Origin of the sequence: Paracoccus lichenicola, from assembly GCF_009708075.1 — a bacterium.
Lineage (GTDB): Bacteria > Pseudomonadota > Alphaproteobacteria > Rhodobacterales > Rhodobacteraceae > Paracoccus > Paracoccus lichenicola.
The window spans coordinates 282,260-304,224 of the sequence record NZ_WMBT01000002.1; the positions used below are offsets into that span (position 1 = coordinate 282,260).

Annotated in this window: 17 protein-coding genes; 12 read left to right on the forward strand and 5 right to left on the reverse strand. The window is 66.0% G+C overall.

The window, feature by feature from the left end:
* Positions 1 to 33 precede the first annotated feature (33 nt).
* Positions 34 to 606, reverse strand: a complete 573-nt coding sequence (locus GIY56_RS04855; RefSeq protein WP_154763674.1) for a hypothetical protein — start codon at positions 604 to 606, stop codon at positions 34 to 36.
* Positions 607 to 694: 88 nt separating this feature from the next.
* Between GIY56_RS04855 and hemB the strand changes: the two genes are divergently transcribed.
* Both hemB and GIY56_RS04865 read left to right on the forward strand, forming a co-directional pair.
* Positions 695 to 1,699, forward strand: a complete 1,005-nt coding sequence (gene hemB, locus GIY56_RS04860) for a porphobilinogen synthase (RefSeq protein WP_154763675.1) — start codon at positions 695 to 697, stop codon at positions 1,697 to 1,699.
* A 112-nt stretch (positions 1,700 to 1,811) separates the two neighbouring features.
* Positions 1,812 to 2,447, forward strand: a complete 636-nt coding sequence (locus GIY56_RS04865; RefSeq protein WP_154763676.1) for a lipid-binding SYLF domain-containing protein — start codon at positions 1,812 to 1,814, stop codon at positions 2,445 to 2,447.
* 35 nt (positions 2,448 to 2,482) lie between these two features.
* Here GIY56_RS04865 and GIY56_RS04870 read toward each other — a convergent pair whose 3' ends face one another.
* Together GIY56_RS04870 and GIY56_RS04875 are read right to left on the reverse strand one after the other, a co-directional pair.
* Positions 2,483 to 3,130 carry a GntR family transcriptional regulator gene (locus GIY56_RS04870; RefSeq protein WP_154763677.1) on the reverse strand — a complete coding sequence of 216 codons (648 nt, stop codon included), beginning with the start codon at positions 3,128 to 3,130 and terminating at the stop codon, positions 2,483 to 2,485.
* Between the two features lie 31 nt (positions 3,131 to 3,161).
* A complete protein-coding gene (locus tag GIY56_RS04875; protein ID WP_154763678.1) occupies positions 3,162 to 3,860 on the reverse strand; it encodes a M48 family metallopeptidase in 699 nt (232 codons plus the stop codon).
* 110 nt (positions 3,861 to 3,970) lie between these two features.
* On the opposite strand from GIY56_RS04875, the gene GIY56_RS04880 reads away from it, so the two are divergent.
* The 3 genes from GIY56_RS04880 to GIY56_RS18835 all read left to right on the forward strand — a co-directional run bounded on the left by GIY56_RS04880 (position 3,971) and on the right by GIY56_RS18835 (position 5,525).
* Positions 3,971 to 4,285 carry an FYDLN acid domain-containing protein gene (locus tag GIY56_RS04880; protein ID WP_154763679.1) on the forward strand — a complete coding sequence of 105 codons (315 nt, stop codon included), beginning with the start codon at positions 3,971 to 3,973 and terminating at the stop codon, positions 4,283 to 4,285.
* Positions 4,286 to 4,467: 182 nt separating this feature from the next.
* Positions 4,468 to 5,238, forward strand: a complete 771-nt coding sequence (locus GIY56_RS18720; RefSeq protein ID WP_328288446.1) for a linear amide C-N hydrolase — start codon at positions 4,468 to 4,470, stop codon at positions 5,236 to 5,238.
* Positions 5,193 to 5,525, forward strand: a complete 333-nt coding sequence (locus tag GIY56_RS18835; RefSeq protein WP_328288459.1) for a hypothetical protein — start codon at positions 5,193 to 5,195, stop codon at positions 5,523 to 5,525. Before GIY56_RS18720 ends, GIY56_RS18835 begins: the two co-directional genes overlap by 46 nt.
* 130 nt (positions 5,526 to 5,655) lie before the next feature.
* On the opposite strand, the gene GIY56_RS04890 is transcribed toward GIY56_RS18835, so the two are convergent.
* Positions 5,656 to 10,917, reverse strand: coding sequence for a caspase family protein (locus GIY56_RS04890; protein ID WP_154763680.1), 5,262 nt, complete (start codon positions 10,915 to 10,917; stop codon positions 5,656 to 5,658).
* Between the two features lie 602 nt (positions 10,918 to 11,519).
* Here GIY56_RS04890 and GIY56_RS04895 point away from each other — a divergent pair.
* Positions 11,520 to 14,435, forward strand: a complete 2,916-nt coding sequence (locus GIY56_RS04895; protein WP_154763681.1) for a transporter substrate-binding domain-containing protein — start codon at positions 11,520 to 11,522, stop codon at positions 14,433 to 14,435.
* A 31-nt stretch (positions 14,436 to 14,466) separates the two neighbouring features.
* Here the strand turns inward: GIY56_RS04895 and guaB are convergent, their stop codons facing one another.
* Positions 14,467 to 15,915, reverse strand: coding sequence for an IMP dehydrogenase (gene guaB, locus GIY56_RS04900; RefSeq protein ID WP_154763682.1), 1,449 nt, complete (start codon positions 15,913 to 15,915; stop codon positions 14,467 to 14,469).
* A 249-nt stretch (positions 15,916 to 16,164) separates the two neighbouring features.
* On the opposite strand from guaB, the gene GIY56_RS04905 reads away from it, so the two are divergent.
* The 6 genes from GIY56_RS04905 (at position 16,165) to GIY56_RS04930 (ending at position 21,955) form a co-directional block, all read left to right on the forward strand.
* On the forward strand, positions 16,165 to 17,316 hold the full coding sequence (locus tag GIY56_RS04905) for an OmpP1/FadL family transporter (RefSeq protein ID WP_154763683.1): 1,152 nt from the start codon (positions 16,165 to 16,167) through the stop codon (positions 17,314 to 17,316).
* A gap of 100 nt (positions 17,317 to 17,416) precedes the next feature.
* Positions 17,417 to 18,280, forward strand: a complete 864-nt coding sequence (locus GIY56_RS04910; protein WP_154763684.1) for an ATPase — start codon at positions 17,417 to 17,419, stop codon at positions 18,278 to 18,280.
* 1 nt (position 18,281) lies between these two features.
* Positions 18,282 to 19,208 (forward strand): homoserine O-succinyltransferase, encoded by a 927-nt coding sequence (locus GIY56_RS04915; protein WP_154763685.1) that lies wholly within the window; start codon positions 18,282 to 18,284, stop codon positions 19,206 to 19,208.
* Positions 19,209 to 19,211: 3 nt separating this feature from the next.
* On the forward strand, positions 19,212 to 20,090 hold the full coding sequence (gene ppk2, locus GIY56_RS04920; protein ID WP_154763686.1) for a polyphosphate kinase 2: 879 nt from the start codon (positions 19,212 to 19,214) through the stop codon (positions 20,088 to 20,090).
* A gap of 7 nt (positions 20,091 to 20,097) precedes the next feature.
* On the forward strand, positions 20,098 to 20,820 hold the full coding sequence (locus tag GIY56_RS04925) for an SDR family NAD(P)-dependent oxidoreductase (protein ID WP_154763687.1): 723 nt from the start codon (positions 20,098 to 20,100) through the stop codon (positions 20,818 to 20,820).
* A gap of 94 nt (positions 20,821 to 20,914) precedes the next feature.
* Positions 20,915 to 21,955 (forward strand): ABC transporter substrate-binding protein, encoded by a 1,041-nt coding sequence (locus tag GIY56_RS04930; protein ID WP_154763688.1) that lies wholly within the window; start codon positions 20,915 to 20,917, stop codon positions 21,953 to 21,955.
* Positions 21,956 to 21,965 lie beyond the last annotated feature (10 nt).

Consider the following 21,965-nt stretch of genomic DNA (forward strand, 5'->3'; position numbering starts at 1 on the left):
GGTGAGGTAAAGCGCCACGCGGCGGAGTCAAGCTTAGAAGCCATAGGGATGGACCACCGACCACAGCGCCCCCCACAGCGCCGTGACCGCCACCGCCGCCATGGACAGGATCGTGACCAGCCGGCGGTGGATCACCATGCGCCGGACCGCCTCGGCCGCTGCCTCGGGGACGGGCCGGGCGCCCTGCTCGGCCGCCTCCAGCAGCGGCATCAGGCGGCGGGCCAGCGCCACGCGCATCCAGAACAGCACCGCGAAGGGCAGCAGCAGCAGGAACGCGGCCAGCGCCAGTTCCAGCGCATAGCCGATGCCCATGATCGCAAGCGAGGTCAGCACGAAACCCGTCAGCCCCAGGAACGCCACGCCTTCGCGCGCGCCAAGCCGCCAGCGCGGCAGCACCAGCGACAGCCAGTCCAGCAGGTGCAGCATCGCCGGGCAATCCCCCTCGCCCGCCTGGATCGCGTCGCGGGCGCGGCCCACGATCTCGGCCGGGACGCCGATCACGTGGCGGCCGGTCAGGGACCAGGCGCCGATCACCACCAGCCAGTACCAGACCGTGCCAAAGGACCGGCTGTCCAGAAAGCCGATCAGGCTGTCGAATTGCGGCACGCGGGCTTCCTTGTCCTTGGTCGCGGGCGACCTTAGAACGGTCGGGGGCGAAGGAAAAGCCGTCCCGGTCCCGGAAAAGGAATACGCCATGCCCACCCCGATCATCGCCCCCTTCCCCGCCTCGCGCCTGCGCCGGTTGCGCCGCACCCCCGCGATCCGCGCCATGGTGTCGGAATGCGACGTGACGCCCGGCAACCTCATCTGGCCGATCTTCGTGACCGAGGTTGCAGGGGCCGAGGGCGAGATCGCGTCCATGCCCGGGGTGGAGCGGCTGACGCTGGACGGGGCAAGGCGGGCGGCGGAACGGGCGGCGGAGCTGAACATCCCGGCGGTCTGCATCTTTCCCCATTCAGACGGGGACCTTAAGACCGAAACCTGCGAGCGTGCCTGGGATCCCGACAATATCGGCAACCGCGCCATCCGCGCCGTCAAGGAAGCCGTGCCGGATCTGGCGGTGATGACCGACATCGCGCTCGATCCCTATAACGCCAACGGCCATGACGGCATCGTCGTGAACGGAGAGATCCTGAACGACGAAACGGTCGAGGCCCTGGTGCGCATGGCCCTGGTCCAGGCCGAAAGCGGGGCGGACATCCTGGGGCCAAGCGACATGATGGACGGGCGCATCGGCGCGCTGCGCGGGGCGCTGGAAAGCGCGGGCCACAAGCACGTGGCGATCCTGTCCTATGCGGCGAAATTCGCCTCCAGCTTCTATGGTCCGTTCCGGGACGCGGTGGGCGCGTCGGGGCGGCTGGTGGGCGACAAGAAGACCTATCAGGTGAACCCCGCCAACCGGGGCGAGGCGATCCGCTGCGTGGCCCGGGATCTCGCCGAGGGCGCAGACATGGTGATGGTCAAGCCCGGCCTGCCCTATCTGGACATCTGCCGCGCGGTGAAGGACCAGTTCGGCGCGCCGACCTTCGCCTATCAGGTCAGCGGCGAATACGCGATGCTGGAGGGTGCCATCCGCAACGGCTGGCTGTCGCGGGACGCGATGTTCGAGAGCCTGCTGTGCTTCCGCCGGGCGGGCTGCGACGGGATCCTGACCTATTTCGCGCCCCTGGTGGCCGAGGCGATCAAGGCCCGCGCCTGAAGGGCAGGCGATGTGCCGCCCGCCTGCATGGCGGCGGGTGACAGGCTTGCGGAAATCCCCTAGCATCCGCCCAAAATGCCGGGTCTTCCGGCATGATGATGTGGGACATGTGATGAGCAACGATTTTCAGGTGAAACTGGGCCGCCGAACCCTTCTGAAGGGCGCGGCCGGCACCGCCGCCCTGGCCCTGGCGGGGTGCAGCAATGCAGTGGGCACGAATGCCAGCGCCGAACTGGACGCACGGGTCGATGCGACGCACCAGTACCTGATCCAGAACTATCCGTCTGCGCAGGCCCTGGTGCAGAACGCGCGCGGCGTGCTCTACATGCCCCTGATGACCGAGGCCGCGTTCGGCTTTGGCGGCGCCTATGGCCAGGGCGCGCTGCGCATCGGGGGGGCGACGGTGGATTACTATTCCGCCACCCGCGCGACGGTGGGCCTGCAGGCGGGCGCGCAGCAATATGCGCATGTGCTGATCTTCCAGACCGATGGCGCGCTTGCGTCCTTCCGCGCCTCGCCCGGCTGGCTGGCGGGGGCCAATGCCTTCTACGCGATCCCGCAAGGTGGCATGGCGCTCGGGGCCGACACGATCACGGCGCAGCTTCCCGTGGTGGCGATGATCTTCGGCCAGGCGGGGCTGATGGCCGGCGCGTCAATCGAGGGCACGAAATACACCCGCATCATCCCGTCCGAGATCCCGAAGCTGGGCTTTGGCGGGATGGGCCTGCCGCAGATGGGCCGGGGCTGAGGTTCGGCTGGCGAAGGCCATCGCCTTCGCCAATCTCAGCCCGAGGTCAGGTGCCTCAACCCGTGCGTGACATCGGCGCGCACGGCCAGCCGCAGGGCGGGTTCGTCCCCCGCCCGCAGCGCGGCCAGGATCATGCGGTGATGGCGCGGCGGCTCGTTCCGCTTCACGCGGCCATAAAGCGCGCGCATCGTCGGACCCAGTTGCAGCCAGATCGTTTCCAGCATCGCCAGCATCGCCGGGGCCTGCGCGCGCAGATACAGCATCCGGTGGAATTCCAGGTTGCAGCGGATGTAACCCACCGCATCGTGGTTTTCCACGGCATCCGCGATGCGGGCGTTCATCTGCGCCAGCCGGTCGATCAGCGCGAAATGGGCGCGCGGCAGGGCGCGGGCGGCCAGTTCGGGTTCGATCAGCGCCCGCAGCGCCGCCAGTTCCTCGATCCGGTCGTCCGACAGCGCGGGCGTGGTGACGCGGCCCGAGGCCGACAGCGTCAGCGCGCCCTCGGCCACCAGGCGGCGCACGGCTTCGCGCGCGGGGGTCATGGACAGGTTGTATTCGTGGGCGATGCCGCGCAGGGTCAGCGCCTTGCCCGGAGGAAGCTCGCCCAGCATGATCCGGCTGCGCAGGTTGCGATACAGCTTTTCATGGGCGGAGGGGTCGGTCGATCGGGCGGGGGCGTTCATGGCCTGCATGTGATCACAAACGGCGCCCGCGTCAATCCCCGGCCGGATCGCGGAACTGCCAGGCCATAAGCTCTGCCCCGTGCCGCCGCAGCCAGTCGCGATGGCGGGCATATTCCGGCATCAGGCCCGCCACCGTTGCCCAGAAGGCAGGCGAATGGTCCATGTGGCGCAGGTGGGCCACCTCATGCGCGGCGACATAGTCCAGCACCACCGGCGGCGCCATCGCCAGCCGCCAGGAAAACATCAGCCGCCCGTCGGACGTGCAGCTGCCCCAGCGGGACCGCGTGTCGCGCAGCACGATGGCCCGGTAACTGCGGCCAACCGCCGCTGCATGACGGTCGCAGGCGGCGCGCAGCTGTTCCATCGCCCGGTGCTTCAGAAAGGCCTGCACCACCGCTCCAGCCGGGCGGCTGGCGGGCAGCAGCAGCGCATCCCCCGCAACCGCCGCCGTGCGCACGGCGGCGGGCGTCAGCGCCAGCATCGCCCCGCCCACCGGCATCACCGCCCAGTGCCGCGCGATGGCGGGTGCGGGCCGCCGTTCGGCCGCCTGTTGCAGCCAGCCCGCGCGCGACTCGGCAAAGGCCGCGCCGTCCGACAGCGCGACATGGGCAGGCAGCGTCAACACCACCGGCCCGCCGTCGCGCGGCACCCGCAGCACCATGCGCCGCGCCCTTGGCGAGCGCCGGCACATGATCCGCATTCCGTTGCCGATGGTGAACGCCTCGGCCATCCGCCTGCCCTTGCCCCGTCCCCCGGTTGCTGTCAAAAGCCTTTGACACCCCCCCGTGCCTGTGGCAGGGGGACCCCCGATTTCCCTAAACACGGCGGAAGGAAAATGCCATGCCCAAAGAGGAATGGGGCACGAAACGCCTGTGCCCGCACTGCGCGACGCGGTTCTATGACCTGCGCGCCAATCCCATGACCTGCCCCGCCTGCGGGAACACGTTCACGCTGGAAAGCCTGACCGACAGCCGCGGCAAGACCCTTGTGACCGAAAAGGCCGTCGTCCGCGACGACGAGGATCTGGTCGATGAGGACGAGGATCTGGGCGACGATGCCGGCGATCTGGACGATGACCTGCTGGAGGAAGACGATGACGACGGCGACGTGTCGCTGGACGACATCGCCGATGTCGCCGAACCCGACGAAGACTGAGGAAAAAGGCCGGTCGCAGGACCGGCCTTTTTCATGGCCCGCCACGCCTCGGGCATCGCTTGCGCCGAAGGCGCGCGAACACCGGGCCAGGGCCGGTCCCGCTGCCGGGGCAACTTCCCTGTTGTCCGGCCAACTGCCCGGGGGGTATCAAGACCCGGGGGTTCGGGATGCGGAGAAAGCCGATGGCCACAGCTTTTCACAAGGCGGCAGCCCTGTTCCTGGCCACCATCATGGCAGCGGCTCCGACCGCCGACGCCTGCACGCGCGCGGTCTATCTGGGACCCGAGGGGCGTGTCCTCACGGGCCGCAGCTTCGACTGGAGCGCGCCCATCACCAGCAACCTGTGGGTCTTCCCGCGCGGCATGGAACGGGACGGCCGGGCCGGGCCGCGCTCGGTCACATGGACCTCGCGCTATGGCAGCCTGGTCGTGTCGGGCTACGACATCTCGACCGTGGACGGCATGAACGAGGCGGGGTTGGCAACCAACCTGCTGTGGCAGGTGGATACCGAATATCCGGGGGACGACGGCACGACCCCGCGCATGTCACTGTCGATCTGGGCGCAATATTTCCTCGACAATTTCGCCACCGTGGCCGAGGCCGTGGATCACCTGCGCGCAAACCCCTTCGACGCCGTGACGGGCGAGGTTCCGGCCATGCCCGGGCGGATGACGACGGTGCATCTGTTGCTGTCGGACGCCACTGGCGACAGCGCCATCCTGGAATGGATCGACGGCGAGCTGACGATCCACCACGGGCGCGACTATCGCGTGATGACCAACGAGCCGCGCTACGAGGAGCAGTTGGCCGTGCGCGCCTATTGGAACCGGGTGAACCCGCGCGACTTCCTGCCGGCACCAGCCGGGCCACCGACCGCTTCGTGCGCGCCTCGTTCTATATCGACGCCGTGCAGCAGTCCTCTGACCCGCGCGTGGCCGCCGCCGCGACCATGAGCGTGATCCGCAACGCCTCGACCCCCTGGGGCATCAGCGTGCCGGGACAGCCCAACCTCGCCACCACCCGCTGGCGCGTCGTGGCGGACCAGACCGACCGGCTGTTCTATGCCGAGTCCGCCCTGTCGCCCAACGTGTTCTGGGTGGACCTGAAGCGGCTTGATTTTTCGGAAGGCGCACCGGCGATGAAGCTCGACCTCGGCGTGGACATGAGCCGCATCCTGTCGGGCGAGGTGTCGGGCCAGTTCGTGGCTGCCGATCCGTTCGCCTTTGAACCCGCCGAATAAGGCGGGGAGGATGAGCGGGCAATCGCTGCCGCACATCCTTGTCCGGTAGCCCTGCCAACCACGCCGGATCGATCTGGAGCCATCCCGGCTGCAGCGCGCCGCCGGGATGCATAAGGGGGAAAGGATCGGTTCACGCAGGTTGGTGAACGTCCGAAAGGTCGAAGGCCAGAATACGGGAGGCAGCGTCGCCCAAGCGGTCCTCGATGATCCCTTGCGCCGTGGAAAAGAAGAAGTCCTCATTCAGGACCAGCCTTTCGGCCGCCAGCCAAAGCTGCTGCGCCGATCCGCCCCATTTGGCGAACAGCACCTGCTTGCGGTCGTCCAAGGCGGAAAACTGGACCGCGCCGGTCGTGACGACAAGGCTGCCCCGGTCCAGTTCCGCCTCGCCGATCTGGATGGCCCCGCCGCCCTTGCGGGACGTTTCGGCGTCCAGCAGGACCAGCCGCTTGTCGGCGTCAGCCAGGCCGCGCAGCCCGTCCAGAACGGCGCGGATCGCCCGCAGCTTGTTCACGCCCGCCACGCCGGCCATGATGTCCATGGCCATGGCATCCAGCGTGGCCTTCAGATCCCTGGCCGTCGCCTGGCGCGTGATGGATCCGGTGATGGTCCATCCCGCGGCGGCAAGCGCGGCGTTGTAGGTTGTCCACCACGCCGTGCGATCCATCAGGCGATCTGCAGTTGCATCGGCGGCGCGTTGCGCAAATTGGGACGAATACAGCACCGCCCGGCGCTGATCGGCCGTCAGGGCGTCGCCCAGTGCCATCACCTGGGCGCCATTCACGGCTGCAGTCGCCTGTTCCAGGTCACTGTCAAGCCTGTGGGTCCCGTCGCCGCGCGGGCGGCGGCTTTCGGGCATCGTGTCCGCGATCCGGCGCAACCGGGGGAGCGCGCGGTCGTCGCCTTGCGTTCCCGACGTGGAAAGAGAGCTTTTCGGCCAGTCCTGATTGACGCCGCGCGTGTCGACATGGGTAAAGCCGGCATAGCGCCCGATGCCGCCTCGGAAATCGCCTTCGTCGCGCATCCGGGCCAAGGCGTCCGCGACACGCGACGGCGCGATTCCGTCGGCGGTGATGTCGCAGGCGCGGAACTGCAGGTGCCAGGATTGCCCCGCCCCGTCGATCGCCTTGTTGTATTCGGGGGTGCGGTAGGCACTCGTGATGCGGATCGGCGCATCAAGCCGCGTCCGAAGCTTGTCGAGCACCTGCGCAGTGGGAACGATGTTCGCCCACAGGGTTTCCGGCGGCGGCGCGTTCAGGCCGCGCTCCTTGCCGTTCCCGAAATGGGCCGATCCCAGGTACAGGAACTCCTCGGGGTCGAAATGGACGATGCCAAAGGGCTTCATGAAGTCGCGGAACCTGCTGACCACCGCGTCGGGCACGCTCAAGGCCCTGCCCTGGCTTCGGGCGGGGTGCAGCGCGGTTTCCGCAGCATCCTCGCCCTCGTCGGCCAGGGTCAGCGGATCGGCGTCCTCATCGCGGCCAGGCGTCCCGTCCTGGCCCGGTTCAGGCTCTCTTTCGGGATCGTCCGCCGCCGCATGGCCGCGGTCCTGGTCCGGGCCGTCCTCCGCCCCGGACCGCGGCACCGTGAAGGGCCGCTGCCTTGCGAAGGCCGGATCCCGGGGCTGAGGCGTGAACAAGCCCGGCGTCTGCGTTGTGCCCGCCAACTCCTCGGCCAGCTTGCGCTTCAGGGCGGTGTGGCTGCCGGTAAACGCGCCGCTGTCCCAGATGCGCAGCAGGGCGGCGGTGAAGGCGCCGTTCTGATCGCCGTCGGCGGCCTCCTGGTCGTCCTCGCAGGCGCTGAACTGGATCACGGTCGCGTCAAGGGGCGTGATGGCCGAGGCGAGGATCGCCCGGTCCACATGCGGCAGTTCGCGGGCGATGCGTTCGTAGAAATCGCGGTTCTGATCCTCGACCGCGGCGGCGACCGCGCGGGGCAGGTTGCGCGGGCGGATCGGCGCGGCGGCCTCCATCGCCAGGGGCATGAACCCCTTGCGGGCCATCGTGCCGGAATGGCAGCAGTCCGCCACAACCGTGACGCGCACCCCCTTCTGGAAGCCGGAGCACAGGTGCCAGAATTCGTCGTCGATCATCTGGCTGTCGAACAGGCACAGCGTGCTATCCATCAGGCCCTTGGGGTTGGTCTTCTCGTCGCCGTTCATGTCGGTGATGCGCGATCCGTGGCCCGCGAAGGTGAACAGGAACTGGTCGCCTCCCTGCAGGTCGCGCGCGGCCCGGCGCATCCCTTCGATCACCGCCTCGCGAGTCGCGTCGGCCGTCAGCAGGATGTCGGCCTTGAAGCCTTCGGCGCGGGCCAGGCCGCGCATGGCGCGAGCGTCGTTCTCGCAGCCATACAGCTTGCCGTCGTTGCCGGCGTAATGGCGCGGATCGAGGGTGTTCAGGCCGACATGCAGGGAATAGGCGCGGTTCTGATGCCCCGCCCGCATGTGGGCGGTCTGCTGCAGGCTTTTCCAGGACGCGGACCGGGCGGGCTGCGGGCGGCGTGCGGTGATTTCCTTCACCTTCGTCAGGACCAGGGACGCCACCTTGGCGAACCCCTTGTCAGTGGGGTGCAGTTCGTCGAACCAGTCGCCGTCGCCAACGCAGCCCCGGCAATCGACATAGGCGACATGGTCCAGGCCCCGCGCCATGCGGCGCAATTCGCGGTTGAACTGGTCGATCATCTCGGCCGCGATGGCGCGCTGCAGGGCGCGGTCGATGATGCCCTGTTCGGCCATGGGCTTGCCCAGCCAGCGGCCGTCAGGGATCACGTAGTCATAGCCGTGGACAACGACCGTGACGCCCGGGAAATGCCGGTTCACGTCGCGGCAGATCCGTTCATAGGATGCGATAGCGTTGTCCATCACCGCCCGATAGCTGCGCCTGAGATAATCGGCGGGTTTCAGCGCCGGATCGAACCGTTCCAGGTGCCGGGCCAGGTTGCCGCCCGCGCAAACGTCGTTGCCGCCCGCCGACAGCAGCAGGATTTCGGCCTCGCTGCGCTTCAGGGCGTCGATGTATTCGCGCTTGCGGGCCATGTTTTCCAGCAGGTCGCCCGCGGCCGAGGTGTCGAAGACGGCGTAATCCCGGGCCACATAGTCGATCACGTCGAACAAGCGCAACGGATACTGGAACCAGCTGTCGCCCTCGGACGCGATGCGCGGCCCGTCATAGCCGCTGCCGATACGCGCATCGTATTGCGACCGCCGCACCCACCGGGCGGCCGCATTGGCCGAATTGAGAGCCAGGGCCGAACGCGATCCGGGCGGCACCTGCACGGTGTCGGGATTGATGACCAGGACCGGAGAGAACGGCCCCGATTTCTTCTCGTCCACCGTGAAGTACCGGCGCATCTCGTCGGGCGTCAGTTCGCCCGAATTGATGCGGTCCTGCAATTCCTTCAAGGTGATCTTCGGCGGATATGCGGTGTCCATGGCATGCTCCTTCGGGATGGAGGGGGGCGGATCGGGCCGGTCGGCGCGGATGGGGCGGCCGGCGACGGCCTTGATGACCCAGTCTTCAAGACAGGGGTCGTCTTCCAGGTCTTGCTGGTCCAGGCGGTCGGTCCGCCGGGTTTCGTGGGGTTCCAGAAGGGGGTCGAGGGGCGCGCCGGGAAAGCTGCCCAGCATCGGGCGCAACCTGTTGCGGTCCCGTTCCAGGAACGACTGCGACACCAGCTGCAGGATCGACCGGCCATAGCCCGAGACCGTCAGCCGTCCCTCAAGCCCCTGCGACGGCACGAGGATGCGCGCCGCCCCGTCCCGGTCCCGCGCCATCGCGCGCGCCAGCGGCAGGATCCGCAGCCCGGCCTGGTCCAGCGGCACCGCCGGAAAGGTCAGGAACAGGCCTTGAAGCCCCGGCAGCCAGCCCAGGGGATTTTCGCGGTTTTCGTGCGTCTGGACCCGCTTCAGCAGCGCGTCCACGACCAAGGCACCGCTGCCGTTCGCAAGCAGGTGCAGCGCCTTGCCGTTATCGGCGCAGGCCTGCGCCAGGTCCAGGACGGCGTCGCCCAGCCGCCCCCGATCATCGACGCAGCCAGGTTCGTCCTGCCACAGTTCGCTATCGGGATCGCAGGGCATCGCCGCGCAATAGGCGTGGCGTTCGATGTCGCGCCAGAAGGCCCGGCCTGCGCCGCGGGCGGTTTCCTCGAACAGGGCGTCCAGGGATTTGGCGTCGCCTCCGGCCCGGTCGCGGCAGCGGGCGAAGATGTCGCTCAGCACGGCCTGCATTTCGGCGGCAATGTTGGCCGACCAGAAGCAGGTCAGGAATTCCATGTCCAGCGTCGCGAAGGCGCTCTTCAGCCGGACGGCCCGGGCGAAGCCGCACGCCTCGCCCTCGAACACGCCGGGCAGGGCCACGACCACGCCGCGGCATTCCGCATCGTCGTGCAGGCGGTCCCAAATCCGCGCCACGGTCTCCCGCGCGGCAGGTTCTGGGGTGGCAAGCGGACCGGTCTGCTGCCAGCGTCCCGCGTCCAGGTTGAGGAAGTGCCCGCGAAGCATGCGTTGGGGAACGGTGCGCCGCGCGTCCCGGGATCGGTCGCGGCTCAGTCCCTGGTCGTCAGCGTTGATGGCAAGGGCTTCTTCTCCGGGGACGCCCAGCCGCAGCACCCATCCGTCCGCGATGGAACGCGCCCAGTCGGCATAGGGCAGGATCGCCAGGCCCTTGGCCGGGGTGGGCCTGCCGGGCACGGGAACCCCGCCCCAGCCGGACCCCCAACTGTTCAGGACCAGAAACCCTTGTCTGTCGTACCCCACGATGACGAAGGCGTGCAGCGGTCGGCCTTCCTTGCCTTGCCCGTCGCGGATAACACCTTGCGGATCGGGTTGGCGCCAGCCATCGTGAATCTCGGCCGTCGCCAGGACCGCGCCCGCCTCGACAATGGCGCAATGGTAATGATGCAGGATGGGTTGCAGCCGGCTGTATGCCCCCAGCGTGAACCGCGTGGCCGCATCCGCCTGTTTTCTTGAAAGCCATGATCTTTCCAAGTCGTCCTCTGGCCAGCCGCCTTCCCCGCTGTCCATGCAGGCGCCGTGGTGGAAAAAGGCCTTGATCGCCGAACGCAGGGTTCTGATGCCGGGATGTGCGTCGTTCCCCTTATGGTCCGGCATGTCGAAAAAGCGCGCCATCTGATACAGCATCGCGGCGCTAACATGACTCTCGGGGGGCGTCCCGCGAAGAATGGCCTGGATTTCGATCAATGCGGCAAGCGCGTGACCCACGCATGTCCCATCTTTTTGCGTGCGGATCAGCCTGGCCAGGTTATCCTCGGCCAGCAGGCCGTCCCACGGTATATGCTCGACCGGCAAAAGCGCAGGGCGCGGCATATAGGAATAGTCACGAAGATCCGTGATATCCCGCTTGGCGCCAAACAACTCGGGAATCGAACCATTCATGAGCAAACCTTGAAACACACACCCGGCTTTGTCATCAGGCCGAAGACAGGAACGACAGCCAGATCGCCGAAATAAATGATGTGATGAACAGCATACGGAATCAGAAGATATTTTCAACGGTCATCTGCATTTTGACATTCCTTAACAATCCTCGACCGTCTCCTTTCAACACGGAACACAGATGCAGCTTGAAACAACCATAAATAAATTATCAGCTTTACAGGCAGATGGACGGAACCACCGGGCGGCGCATATTCCGGAACGGCAGTGGTATTTTATTGATTGCCCTTGGAAGATATGATACCGTTAATCATCTTTAATCAGGAGTTTCAAGATGCGTGCCCTGACGATCCTGCTTGCCGGATGTCTTGTTCTCTTTTCGGCAATGTCGGCGCCGCAGCCGCTCCAGGCCGGCGCGCCGTGCGATCCCAACGTCCGAACCTGCTGACAGCCTATCCTGCTTTTATGGTTGGTCCTGATCCTTGACGCGGAGTCAGGGGATGATGAATCTATTGGTTGAAATTTGGCCTGAAACCGTCCCGGATTCTCTTTGGAATTACAGCCGTTCGCTTCCGGGCGCGTTCAGCGACCAGGCCTTTCCCTTGACGAATTTCGACGTTAACGGCGAATTGCTGATGTATTTCCTGATCGGCCTCGTGGTCGTCTGGCTTTACGCCTGGAATCGCTTCAATCGCCGCAGTTACGAACCCGCGCCTTTCGATTATAAGGTCTTGCGGGAATTGCAGCCTGCGCAGATGCGGGATTCGCTGCTGATGCAGCGGGCGTTTCTTCTTTACGCGCTTGTCCTGTCGCTTCTGTATGCCACCTTCACCTTTTTCAGCGGCGTTATCCTGCGGATCGCGAAATACGTGCCGTCGATCGGGCCTATCGATCTTGACGCGCAGGCGCTTCAAAGCCCGCAATGGCCCCTGATAATTGCCTTTGGCCTGGCCGGGCTGACGCAGTTGATCGGGCCGCTGGACCATCTGGAAAAGACCTTGCGTGGGCATATCCACCGATCCCTGGGCATCCCGATCCGTATCAAGGAATACACGCGCCTGCTGGTGGCGCACCAGCTGAGGGAACTGAACGCCGAGGCGGCGGAGCTGGCTGTTCCGACCGATGCCGCGCCCAAGGACAGCGGCCCTGTAGAGAAAAATTTCCGAAACCTCTCCGGCCATGTCACGGGCCTGAAACCCTGGGCGCGAAACGAGATCGCCCAGACCTATCAGGTCGAGGACGTGCTGGGCAAGCTGGTGGTGCTGTGGCGCATGATCGACAGCCTTTACAGCCCGCAATGGCCACGCGAAAGCGTGCGCGACGAAATGCGGCCGCTGATGTCGCGGCAACTGGCCGAAGCGCGGGCCGCCGCACGTTATCTGTCGGAACTGCTGGACACGCCGATGGCCGGCAAGGCCGAAACCGCTGCCTCGGGCGACGACGGGGGCGGATACGAATCAACGCAGTTCCGGACCCGCCAGGAACAGCAACTGGTCATCGCGATCGAAAGCATGGAGCGCCACTTGTACGAGATCGGGGCCATCAACGCGGTTTATGCCCAGCGGGATCGCGAATACAAGAACATGTCGAACGGCAGCTTGAAAGAGGCCGTCACGGCTGTCTTCAAGGCCGAGGATTACGGACCTTCGCTGCGCCAGCTTGCCTGCTGCGCGGCGGTTCTGTTCATCGGCTACATCGCGGCCATCAGCTTTCTCGACCACGGGCTGATGGCGTCGATGCCGCGCAACTTCTGGACCAAGGGCGTCAGCGCAGCATATGAGACGTTGCGCACGATGTGCATCTATGTGTTCCCGGTCCTGTTCGCCATATACGCGACCAGTCCGAACCCCGAACAGCCGCGCCCCCGCACCGCCATGGGCGTCGCGATGAGCGCGGCTTTGTGGGCGGGCTTCGCGAACCTGATCCTGATGGCGCTGCTGGCCATGCTGTATACATGGCTCGTGGCGCGCGACAGCGACCATTTCAACCAGCTTCTGCTGGGCCGTCTCAACACGGATGCAAGCTTTCCGCCGTTCCTGTGGTGGTTCATGTCGGCGGCCCCGTTCTCGGCCTTCGTTGCCGCTTGCGTCGTGATGGCGCGGCGGGTGCGCCCGAATGCGGGGCATGGCCTGACGATGGGCCTGGTCGCGGTCCTGGCCGCCGTTCTCGCGGCCCTGCACGGATCGTTGTTCGGATCGGGTTTCCCCGCCTGCTTCGACCCCGATCAAACGATCACGGTCGTGTCGGACCCGCCCGCCTGCTGGAAGAACGTGGTCGATGGCGTGGCCAACAATCTCATCGACGCCGTGGCGGCCCTCGTGTCGATCCTGTTCCTGATGCAGACAACAGGCTCGGGCCGGGTCGCGGCGGAAAAGCCGGATGAGAAGCCGAAGAAAAAGTCGGATGAAAAGTCATCCGACCTGTCAGGGCCGCCCGCCGGTTCCGAAACGGCCACGATTATTCTTACGGCCATTCTGATGCTGGCTTTGATGTCCTGGACGCAGGCGCAGGCGCAAGAACAGGACCACTCCAGACGCGTCGTGCTGGGGATGCGAGAGGACGCGGCCCCCTTCGCCTATCGCGATCCCCCCAGCACCGGCCGCCATCAGGGTTATCTTGCCGATCTCTGCTACGAGATTTTCGCGGGGTCGCAAGATTATGATGTCGTCACGAAGACCATCACGATACGCGACCGCTTCGAACGCCTGCGTCCCGGCAAAGTTGGCGCAAGCCCGGACGATCTGGTGGACATCGTCTGCGATCCCGTGACCGTACGGTATGACGATCCCCAGCGGACGCAGAACGCCATCTTCTCGCCCATCGTGTTCGCGACAGGCGTGACCTATCTGAAGCGGAAAAACGCCCGTACGGATCTGGACATAGAAATCGCCTATGTCGACGGGACCACGGCGAAAACCGTCGTTCTGGACATCTGCCGCGACGTGTCGGCAAGAACGGCCGAGGAATGCCGGGACGGCGGAAGCACCCCTTCAGACGCATCGCCTGACCCCTTGGAAGCCACCGAACCGCCAGACGGGAAAAACTGGTTCCTGCGCCTCGGGAACAGGATTTCCGCACGCCTTCGAAATGCTGATGATCGCGACAGGACATTCACGTATTACGGAATGAAAAGCCATGAACAGCTGGCCAGGTGGTTTTGCAGGGACAACCCAAGGGTCCAGAAATTCTACATCGGCGACCGCGATGTGATATGGACGAAATGGAACCGGGCGCGGGCGCGCAGCGGCGGCTGCGATGCCGAGGCTACGTCGCAACTGTTCACCTACGAGCCTTACGCCCTGATGATCACCAAGGACAGGCCGGACCTCGTGCAGTTCGTGCAGCGCCGCATTTACGAGATCTTCTCGGACGCCAGCAAGGCGCGGGCGATCTTTTCGGCGACGTTCCCGGCTTCGCAGATGTCCACGTCGCTAGCCTATCTTTTCCTGCTGAACGGGGTGGATGAGGATTACATGCCCCGCTACCCCGACGGCAGCCCTGTCCCCTTGCGGCCATAGCTTCCCGACCAAGTCTTGGCGAACGGCCGGTTCACCCCAGCCGATAGTTCGGGCTTTCCCGCGTGATCTGAACGTCGTGGACGTGGCTTTCCTTCAGCCCCGCGCCGGTGATGCGCACGAACTGGCAGTTTTGGCGCATCTCCTCGACCGTGGCGCAGCCGGTATAGCCCATGGCGGCCCGCAGGCCCCCCACCAGCTGGTGGATCACCGCGCTGGCCGAACCCTTGTAGGGCACCTGCCCCTCGATCCCCTCGGGGACCAGCTTGTCGGTCGCGGCGTCCTTCTGGAAGTAACGGTCGGCGGACCCCCGCGCCATGGCGCCCAGGCTGCCCATGCCGCGATAGGACTTGAAGCTGCGGCCCTGATACAGGATCACCTCGCCCGGGGATTCATCCGTGCCCGCGATGGCGCTGCCGACCATTGCGCAACTGGCGCCCGCCGCAATGGCCTTGGCGAAATCGCCCGAATACTTGATGCCGCCATCCGCGATGATCGGCACGTCGCCCGCAGCCGATGCCGCGTCCATGATCGCCGTCAGCTGCGGCACGCCCACGCCCGCGACGATCCGCGTGGTGCAGATCGACCCCGGTCCGATGCCCACCTTGACCGCGTCCGCGCCCGCGTCGATCAGCGCGCGCGTGGCCTCGGCCGTGGCGACGTTGCCCGCGACCACCTGCACCTGGTTGGAAAACAGCTTGACGCGCTCCACCGCGCGGGCCACGCCTGCCGAATGGCCGTGGGCGGTGTCGATCACCACCATGTCCACGCCCGCCTCGATCAGGGCCTGGCTGCGCTCGAACCCCTCGTCGCCGACGGTGGATGCGGCAGCCACGCGCAGCCGGCCCAGGTCGTCCTTGCAGGCCAGCGGGTTCAGGACCGATTGTTCGGTATCCTTCAGCGTCAGCAGGCCCGTCAGCTTGCCCGCGGCATCCGTCACCAGCAGCTTCTCGATGCGGCGGGCCTTCATCAGGCTGATCGCCTCGGCCCGGTCGGCGGGTTCGCGCAGGATGGCCAGGTTTTCGGACGACATCATGGCGCGGACCGGCGTCCGGTCGTCGCTGGCAAAGCGCATGTCGCGGTTGGTCACGATGCCCACCACGCGGCCCGCCTCGTCCACGACGGGAAAGCCCGTGACGTTGTAGCGGTCCTGGAAGGCCTTGGCATCGGCCAGCGTCTGGTCGGGCCGCAGCGTGATCGGGTTGTAGACGATGCCGGATTCGAAGCGCTTGACGCGGCGGACCTCATCGGCCTGCTGCTCGGCCGAAAGGTTGCGGTGGATCACGCCCATGCCGCCTGCCTGGGCCATGGCGATGGCCATGCGGCTTTCCGTCACCGTGTCCATCGCCGAGGACAGAAGCGGGATGTTCATGGCGATGGCGCGCGTCACGCGCGTTGTCACATCGGCGGTCGAGGGCATGACCGTGGATGCGGCGGGAACCAGAAGAACATCGTCAAAGGTCAGGGCCTCGCGAATCTGCATGGCGGGTGTCCTTGCGGCAATTTCGTTTGGCAGTTTCCCCTTTCACGGGCGGCAGGGTTTGTCCAGTGCGCACCGGCGATTTTGTTGCGCGGGGCCGGCGGGGCGGAACAACCGAAAGTTGCTGCAAAGCCACGGGCGGGGCGCGCGTTCCGGGCGAACGCCGCGTCATGTTGCGCTGTTAATTGATTCGTAGAACATCGGCGATAAGTTGCGAGTCCAGCGGTCCCATGACTGCTAAGGGAGGAACCTATGAAGAAAATCCTGACAGGCGGCGCGGTCCTGCTGATCTCGGCCTCGCCGATGGTCGCGGGCGGGATCGAACGTGCGCCGCAATCCTTGTCGATCCTGTTCGAGGAAGGAAACTACGCCGAGTTGAGCTTTGGCGGTGCCGATCCGACAGTCGAGGGCACCGACAGCCTGGGCTTCGACACGGGCGACGTGGCGCAGGGCTATGGCTTCGTGGGCCTGGCCTACAAGCACCAGTTCACCGACAACCTGTCGGCGGCGTTCATCATGGAACAGCCCTTCGGGGCGGATATCCTGTATCCCGCGGCGGCCGAGGGGGGGTCCGTCCTGTTGGGGGGGACGCGCGCGCAGGTGGATTCGACCACCTTCACGGCCCTTGGCCGCTATCGCTTCGACAACAACTTCTCGATTCATGGCGGTATTCGCGCGTCGAAGGCCAACGGGCTGGTGACGCTGGACGGCCTGGCCTATGGGCCGGTTGCCGGATACAGCGTCGATCTGGATGACGCCTGGGGCGTGGGCTATGTTATCGGCGCTGCCTATGAAATCCCGGAAATCGCGGCGCGCGTCTCGCTGACATACAACTCGTCGGTGGACCACGATTTCGACACGGTGGAAACCGGGCCGCTGATCGATCCCGACGGGCCGGGCGCGATCCCGGCCCTGCCGCTGCTGAACGGCACCTCGACCACCACGGTCAAGACGCCGCAATCGGTCACGCTGGAAGGCCAGACCGGCATTGCCGAAGGCACGCTGCTGTTCGGCTCGATCCGTTGGGTGAAATGGTCCGAATTCCGCGTCGATCCCGTGAACTTCACGACCGTCACCGGTGGCGGGTTGGTCGATCTGGAAAACTCCACGACCTACACCATCGGCCTGGGCCGCAAGTTCACCGAAAACTGGTCGGGTTCGGCGGCCTTCACCTATGAACCGACAGGCGACGACCTGGTCTCGCCGCTGGCGCCCACCAACGGGCGCAAGGGGATCACGCTGGCCGCGATCTATACCATGGACAACATGAAGATCACGACCGGCATCAACTATTCCAGGCTGGGCGACGCGCGTCCCGAAACCGGCACGCCCGACACCGAGCGCGCCCGGATGGAGGACAACGACCTGTGGGGCATCGGCGTGCGCATCGGCTACAGCTTCTGATCCCGGACTAACCCCGACAACGGCAAGGCCCCGCCCCGGCGGGGCCTTTGCTTTCGCGGGCGCGCGCATTACCTATGCGCGCGAAACGAAAGGGCATCCGATGATCCATGGCAGCGGCGGCGAATGGCTGGGGGCGGCGTCCAGGCGCGTCGTCCTGTTCGGGATGTCCGGCCTGGGCAAGACCTATCTGGCCAACATGCTGCGCGAGGCGGGCGACTGGTTCCATTATTCCGTCGATTACCGCATCGGCACCCGCTACATGGGCGAATTCATCGCCGACAACTTCAAGCGAGAGGCGATGAAGGTGCCCTTCCTGCGCGAATTGCTGCTGTCGGACAGCATCTATGTCGCCAGCAACATCACCTTCGACAACCTGGCGCCCTTGTCCACCTATCTGGGCAAGCCCGGCAGCCCCAGTCGTGGCGGCCTGCCCTTCGACGAATACTGCCTGCGCCAGAACCAGCACCGCCGGGCGGAAATCGCGGCCCTGCTGGACACGCGGCACTTCATGGACCGCGCCCGCGACATCTATGCCATCCCGCATTTCGTCTGCGACTCGGGCGGCTCGATCTGCGAGGTGGTGGACCCCGATGATCCCGCCGATCCGGTCCTGACCGCCTTGGCGCGCGATCTGCTGATGGTCTGGATCAAGGGGTCGGACGCGCATACCGCCGAACTGGTGCGCCGCTTCGACCGCGCGCCCAAGCCCATGTACTACCAGCCGGAATTCCTGGAAAAGGCCTGGATTGCCTATCGCGTCGAAAAGGGCCTTGAGGGGGACGAGGTCAATCCCGACGACTTCATCCGCTGGACCTATGCCCGCGCGCTGGCGCACCGCCAGCCGCGATACGAGGCGATGGCGCGGCGCGGCGTCACCGTCCTGGCCGAGGAGGTGGCCCAGGTCCGCAGCCCGGCGGATTTCGACGCCCTGATCGCCCGCGCCATCGACCGCAAGGAAGCCTGACATGCCCATTACCCTGAACGAGAACCTCCCCGCCTATCGCATCCTGTCGGACGAAGGCGTGATGGTCATGTCGCCGGGCCGGGCCGCCACCCAGGACATCCGCCCGCTGCGCATCGGGCTGCTGAACCTGATGCCCAAGAAGATCCAGACGGAAAACCAGTTCGCCCGGCTGATCGGGGCCACGCCGTTGCAGATCGACTTCCAGCTGATCCGCATGTCGGACCACGAAAGCCGCAATACCGCCGCCGACCACCTGGAAAGCTTCTACCGCCCCTTCCGAGAGGTAGAGGCCACGGGAGAGAAGTTCGACGGCCTCATCATCACCGGCGCCCCGGTCGAGCTGTTGCCCTTCGAGGACGTGACCTATTGGGACGAACTGACCCGGGTCTTCGCTTGGACGCAAAGCCATGTCCATTCGACCTTCGGCGTCTGCTGGGGCGGCATGGCGATGGCCTGGCATTTCCATCGGCTGGAAAAGCACCCTCTGGATCACAAGGCCTTCGGCTGCTTCCGCCACCGCAACCTGGCCCCGGCATCCCCCTATCTGCGGGGCTTTTCCGACGACGTTCTGGTCCCCGTCAGCCGCTGGACCGAAATCCGCCAGGCCGAGGTGGACGCCCGCCCCGCCCTGCGCACCCTGCTTGCCAGCGACCAATGCGGCCCCTGCCTGCTGGAGGATCCGGGGCACCGCGCGCTGTATATCTTCAACCACCTGGAATACGACAGCACCACCCTGAAAGAGGAATACGACCGCGACGTGGCGGCAGGAAAGCCCATCACCGTGCCGCTGAACTATTATCCCGACGACGATCCGGCGCGCGCGCCCTCGAACCGCTGGCGCAGCCATGCGCATCTGCTTTACGGTAACTGGATCAACGAGATCTATCAGACGACCGAATACGACCTGTCCCGCATCGGCGAAGGATGAACGATGGTCAAGACACCGGACCTGCCGCTGGTCGGCCAGATCACCGCCGCGCTGAAGGCCGCGCCCAAGGACATCCGCAAGCTGCTGGACGGCGCGGGCAAGGACGACATCCTGGACCCGACCTATCCTTACCGCGCGGGCATGGACAAGAAGGCCTACGAGGCGCAGATGGACCGGTTGCAGTTGCAACTGGTGCGGATGATGCATGACATCGTCGCCACCAGAAAGCGTCTGGTCGTGCTGTTCGAGGGGCGCGACGCCGCCGGCAAGGGCGGCACCATCGAACGGACGCGCGAAAACCTGAACCCGCGTTCCGCCAACATCGTGGCCCTGCCCACCCCCACCAGCCGCGAGGCGGGCCAGTGGTATTTCCAGCGTTACGTGGACTGGTTGCCCGCCGCGGGGGAAATCGCGCTGTTCGACCGCAGCTGGTACAACCGCGGCATCGTCGAACGCGTCTTCGGCTTTTCGACCGAACAGCAGAGGAACGCCTTTTTCCGGCAATTGCCGGGGTTCGAGCAGACCCTGGTCGATGACGGCATCATCCTGGTCAAGCTGTGGCTGAACGTGGGCCGCGCCGAGCAGTTGCGCCGCTTCCTGGACCGCGAGGCCGATCCCCTGAAGCAATGGAAGCTGTCCTCGATCGACGTGGACGGGTTGGCGAAATGGGACGACTATACTGTGGCGATCCGCGACACGCTGAACCTGTCCCATTCGCCCATCGCGCCCTGGACCGTGATCCGGTCCGACGACAAGCGCCGCGCCCGCATCGCCGCGATCCAGACGATCCTGAACGCGGTGGATTTCGCGGGCAAGGACAGGGATGCGATAGGCCTGCCCGACCCCGCCATCACCGGCGGGCCGGAACTGCTGGACGCATGAGGGAACCATGGATCTGAAGAACAGCCGCGCCATCGTCACCGGCGGCGCATCCGGCCTGGGGGCGGCGACGGCTGCGCATTTCCGCGAGCGCGGCGCGACGGTGGTCATCCTGGACCGCGCGGCGGGCGACGATCCGAATCATGTGCAGGCGGATGTGACATCCGCCGACAGCGTGGGCCAGGCCATCGCTCAGGCGGTGGGGATCATGGGCGGCATCGACATCTGCGTGAACTGCGCGGGCGTGGTGATCGGGGAAAAGACCCTGGGCCGGAACGGGCCGCATGATCTGGACGCCTTTCGGCGTGTGGTCGAGGTGAACCTGATCGGCAGCTTCAACGTCCTGCGGCTGGCCGCAGCCGAGATGGCCAGGAACGGGCGGGCGGAAAACGGCGTGATCGTCAACACGGCGTCCATCGCGGCCTTCGACGGGCAAAAGGGCCAGGCGGCCTATGCGGCGTCCAAGGCGGGGATCGCGGGCATGACCCTGCCGCTCGCGCGCGACCTGGCGGGCGTGGGCGTCCGCGTCTGCGCCATCGCGCCGGGCATCTTCGCCACGCCCATGCTGCGCGGGCTGCCGCCCGACGTGCAGGACGGGTTGGCCGCCGACATCCCCTTTCCGCCGCGCTTGGGCGATCCGGCGGAATTCGCGCGCCTGGCCGCGCATGTCGTCGAAAATGCCTATCTGAACGGCGAGGTGATCCGGCTGGACGGCGCCTTGCGGATGCGCTGATCACCGGTCCTTGACCGGCGCGCGATGCCCTTGCGCGGCGGTTTGCCCGCCGCTAGCGTTTGCATCAAACCGCCCAACAGGAAGGCCCGATTTCATGCGCTTGCTGATCACCACCGCCCTCGCCTCTGCCATCGCCCTGCCCGCCCTGGCGGCGGACCCGGACCTGACCGTCTTCGACTGGGCGGGGTTCGAGGAGCCGTCGATCTTCCAAGGCTATATCGACAAGCACGGCGACAGCCCCACCTATGCCTTTTACGGCGACGACGACGAGGCGTTCCAGAAGATCGCCTCGGGCTTCAAGGCCGACGTGGCGCATCCGTGCAGCCAGATGGTCAGCAAATACCGCGACGCGGGCCTGATCGAGCCGTGGGACACCTCCAAGATCCCCAACTTCGACAAGATCGACCCGCAGTTCCTGGAATCCGAGGTGTTCAAGGATGCCGAAGGGGTTTGGTACATCCCGACCGACTGGGGCGCGACCGCCATCGCCTATAACCCCGAAACGGTGCCTGCCGAGGATGTGTCCACCTTGCAGGTCTTCACCGATCCCAAATACCAGGGGCGCGTCTCATTGCCGGATTCGTCGGACGATGTCTGGGCGCTGGCCTATCTGGCGACGGGCACGACCGACTGGACGGACGTGACCGACGAACAGTTTGCCGCCGCCGCCGACTGGTTGCGCAAGGCGCACGGGAACGTCGCGGCCTATTGGGCGGATCCGTCGGAACAGGCGCAACTGATGGCGTCCGGCGCCGTGGACATCGCCTGGTCCTGGAACGACGGCGTGACCTATCTGCGGGCCGACAACTTCCCCGTGGCCTTCCAGCGCGCGCCCAAGGAAGGGTCGTCCACCTTCTTCTGCGGCTACATCAACCTGAAGGACGGGCCGGGCAACGAGGAAAAGGCCTATGACTTCATCAACGCCTGGCTGGAGCCGCGCGCGGCCAAGGCCCTGCTGGACACGATCGGCTATGGCCACACCTCGACCGAGGCGATGGCGACCATCGCGGATGAGCCTGCGGTGAAGGAAGGGCTGAGCGAAGTCGACGCCCCGATCCTGGCCCAGACCCCGAACGACCCGGCGCAGCGCGAGAAGCAACTGGCCGAGTTCGAGAAGATCAAGGCGGGGTTCTGAGAAAGCCGGG

Bases quoted from the DNA above. Each gene is read 5' to 3' on its own strand.
- hemB (WP_154763675.1), top strand. From the start codon at position 695: ATGCCCACCCCGATCATCGCCCCCTTCCCCGCCTCGCGCCTGCGCCGG.
- GIY56_RS04865 (WP_154763676.1), top strand. From the start codon at position 1,812: ATGAGCAACGATTTTCAGGTGAAACTGGGCCGCCGAACCCTTCTGAAG.
- GIY56_RS04870 (WP_154763677.1), bottom strand. From the start codon at position 3,130: ATGAACGCCCCCGCCCGATCGACCGACCCCTCCGCCCATGAAAAGCTG.
- GIY56_RS04875 (WP_154763678.1), bottom strand. From the start codon at position 3,860: ATGGCCGAGGCGTTCACCATCGGCAACGGAATGCGGATCATGTGCCGG.
- GIY56_RS04880 (WP_154763679.1), top strand. From the start codon at position 3,971: ATGCCCAAAGAGGAATGGGGCACGAAACGCCTGTGCCCGCACTGCGCG.
- GIY56_RS18720 (WP_328288446.1), top strand. From the start codon at position 4,468: ATGGCCACAGCTTTTCACAAGGCGGCAGCCCTGTTCCTGGCCACCATC.
- GIY56_RS04890 (WP_154763680.1), bottom strand. From the start codon at position 10,917: ATGAATGGTTCGATTCCCGAGTTGTTTGGCGCCAAGCGGGATATCACG.
- guaB (WP_154763682.1), bottom strand. From the start codon at position 15,915: ATGCAGATTCGCGAGGCCCTGACCTTTGACGATGTTCTTCTGGTTCCC.
- GIY56_RS04905 (WP_154763683.1), top strand. From the start codon at position 16,165: ATGAAGAAAATCCTGACAGGCGGCGCGGTCCTGCTGATCTCGGCCTCG.
- GIY56_RS04910 (WP_154763684.1), top strand. From the start codon at position 17,417: ATGATCCATGGCAGCGGCGGCGAATGGCTGGGGGCGGCGTCCAGGCGC.
- GIY56_RS04915 (WP_154763685.1), top strand. From the start codon at position 18,282: ATGCCCATTACCCTGAACGAGAACCTCCCCGCCTATCGCATCCTGTCG.
- ppk2 (WP_154763686.1), top strand. From the start codon at position 19,212: ATGGTCAAGACACCGGACCTGCCGCTGGTCGGCCAGATCACCGCCGCG.
- GIY56_RS04925 (WP_154763687.1), top strand. From the start codon at position 20,098: ATGGATCTGAAGAACAGCCGCGCCATCGTCACCGGCGGCGCATCCGGC.
- GIY56_RS04930 (WP_154763688.1), top strand. From the start codon at position 20,915: ATGCGCTTGCTGATCACCACCGCCCTCGCCTCTGCCATCGCCCTGCCC.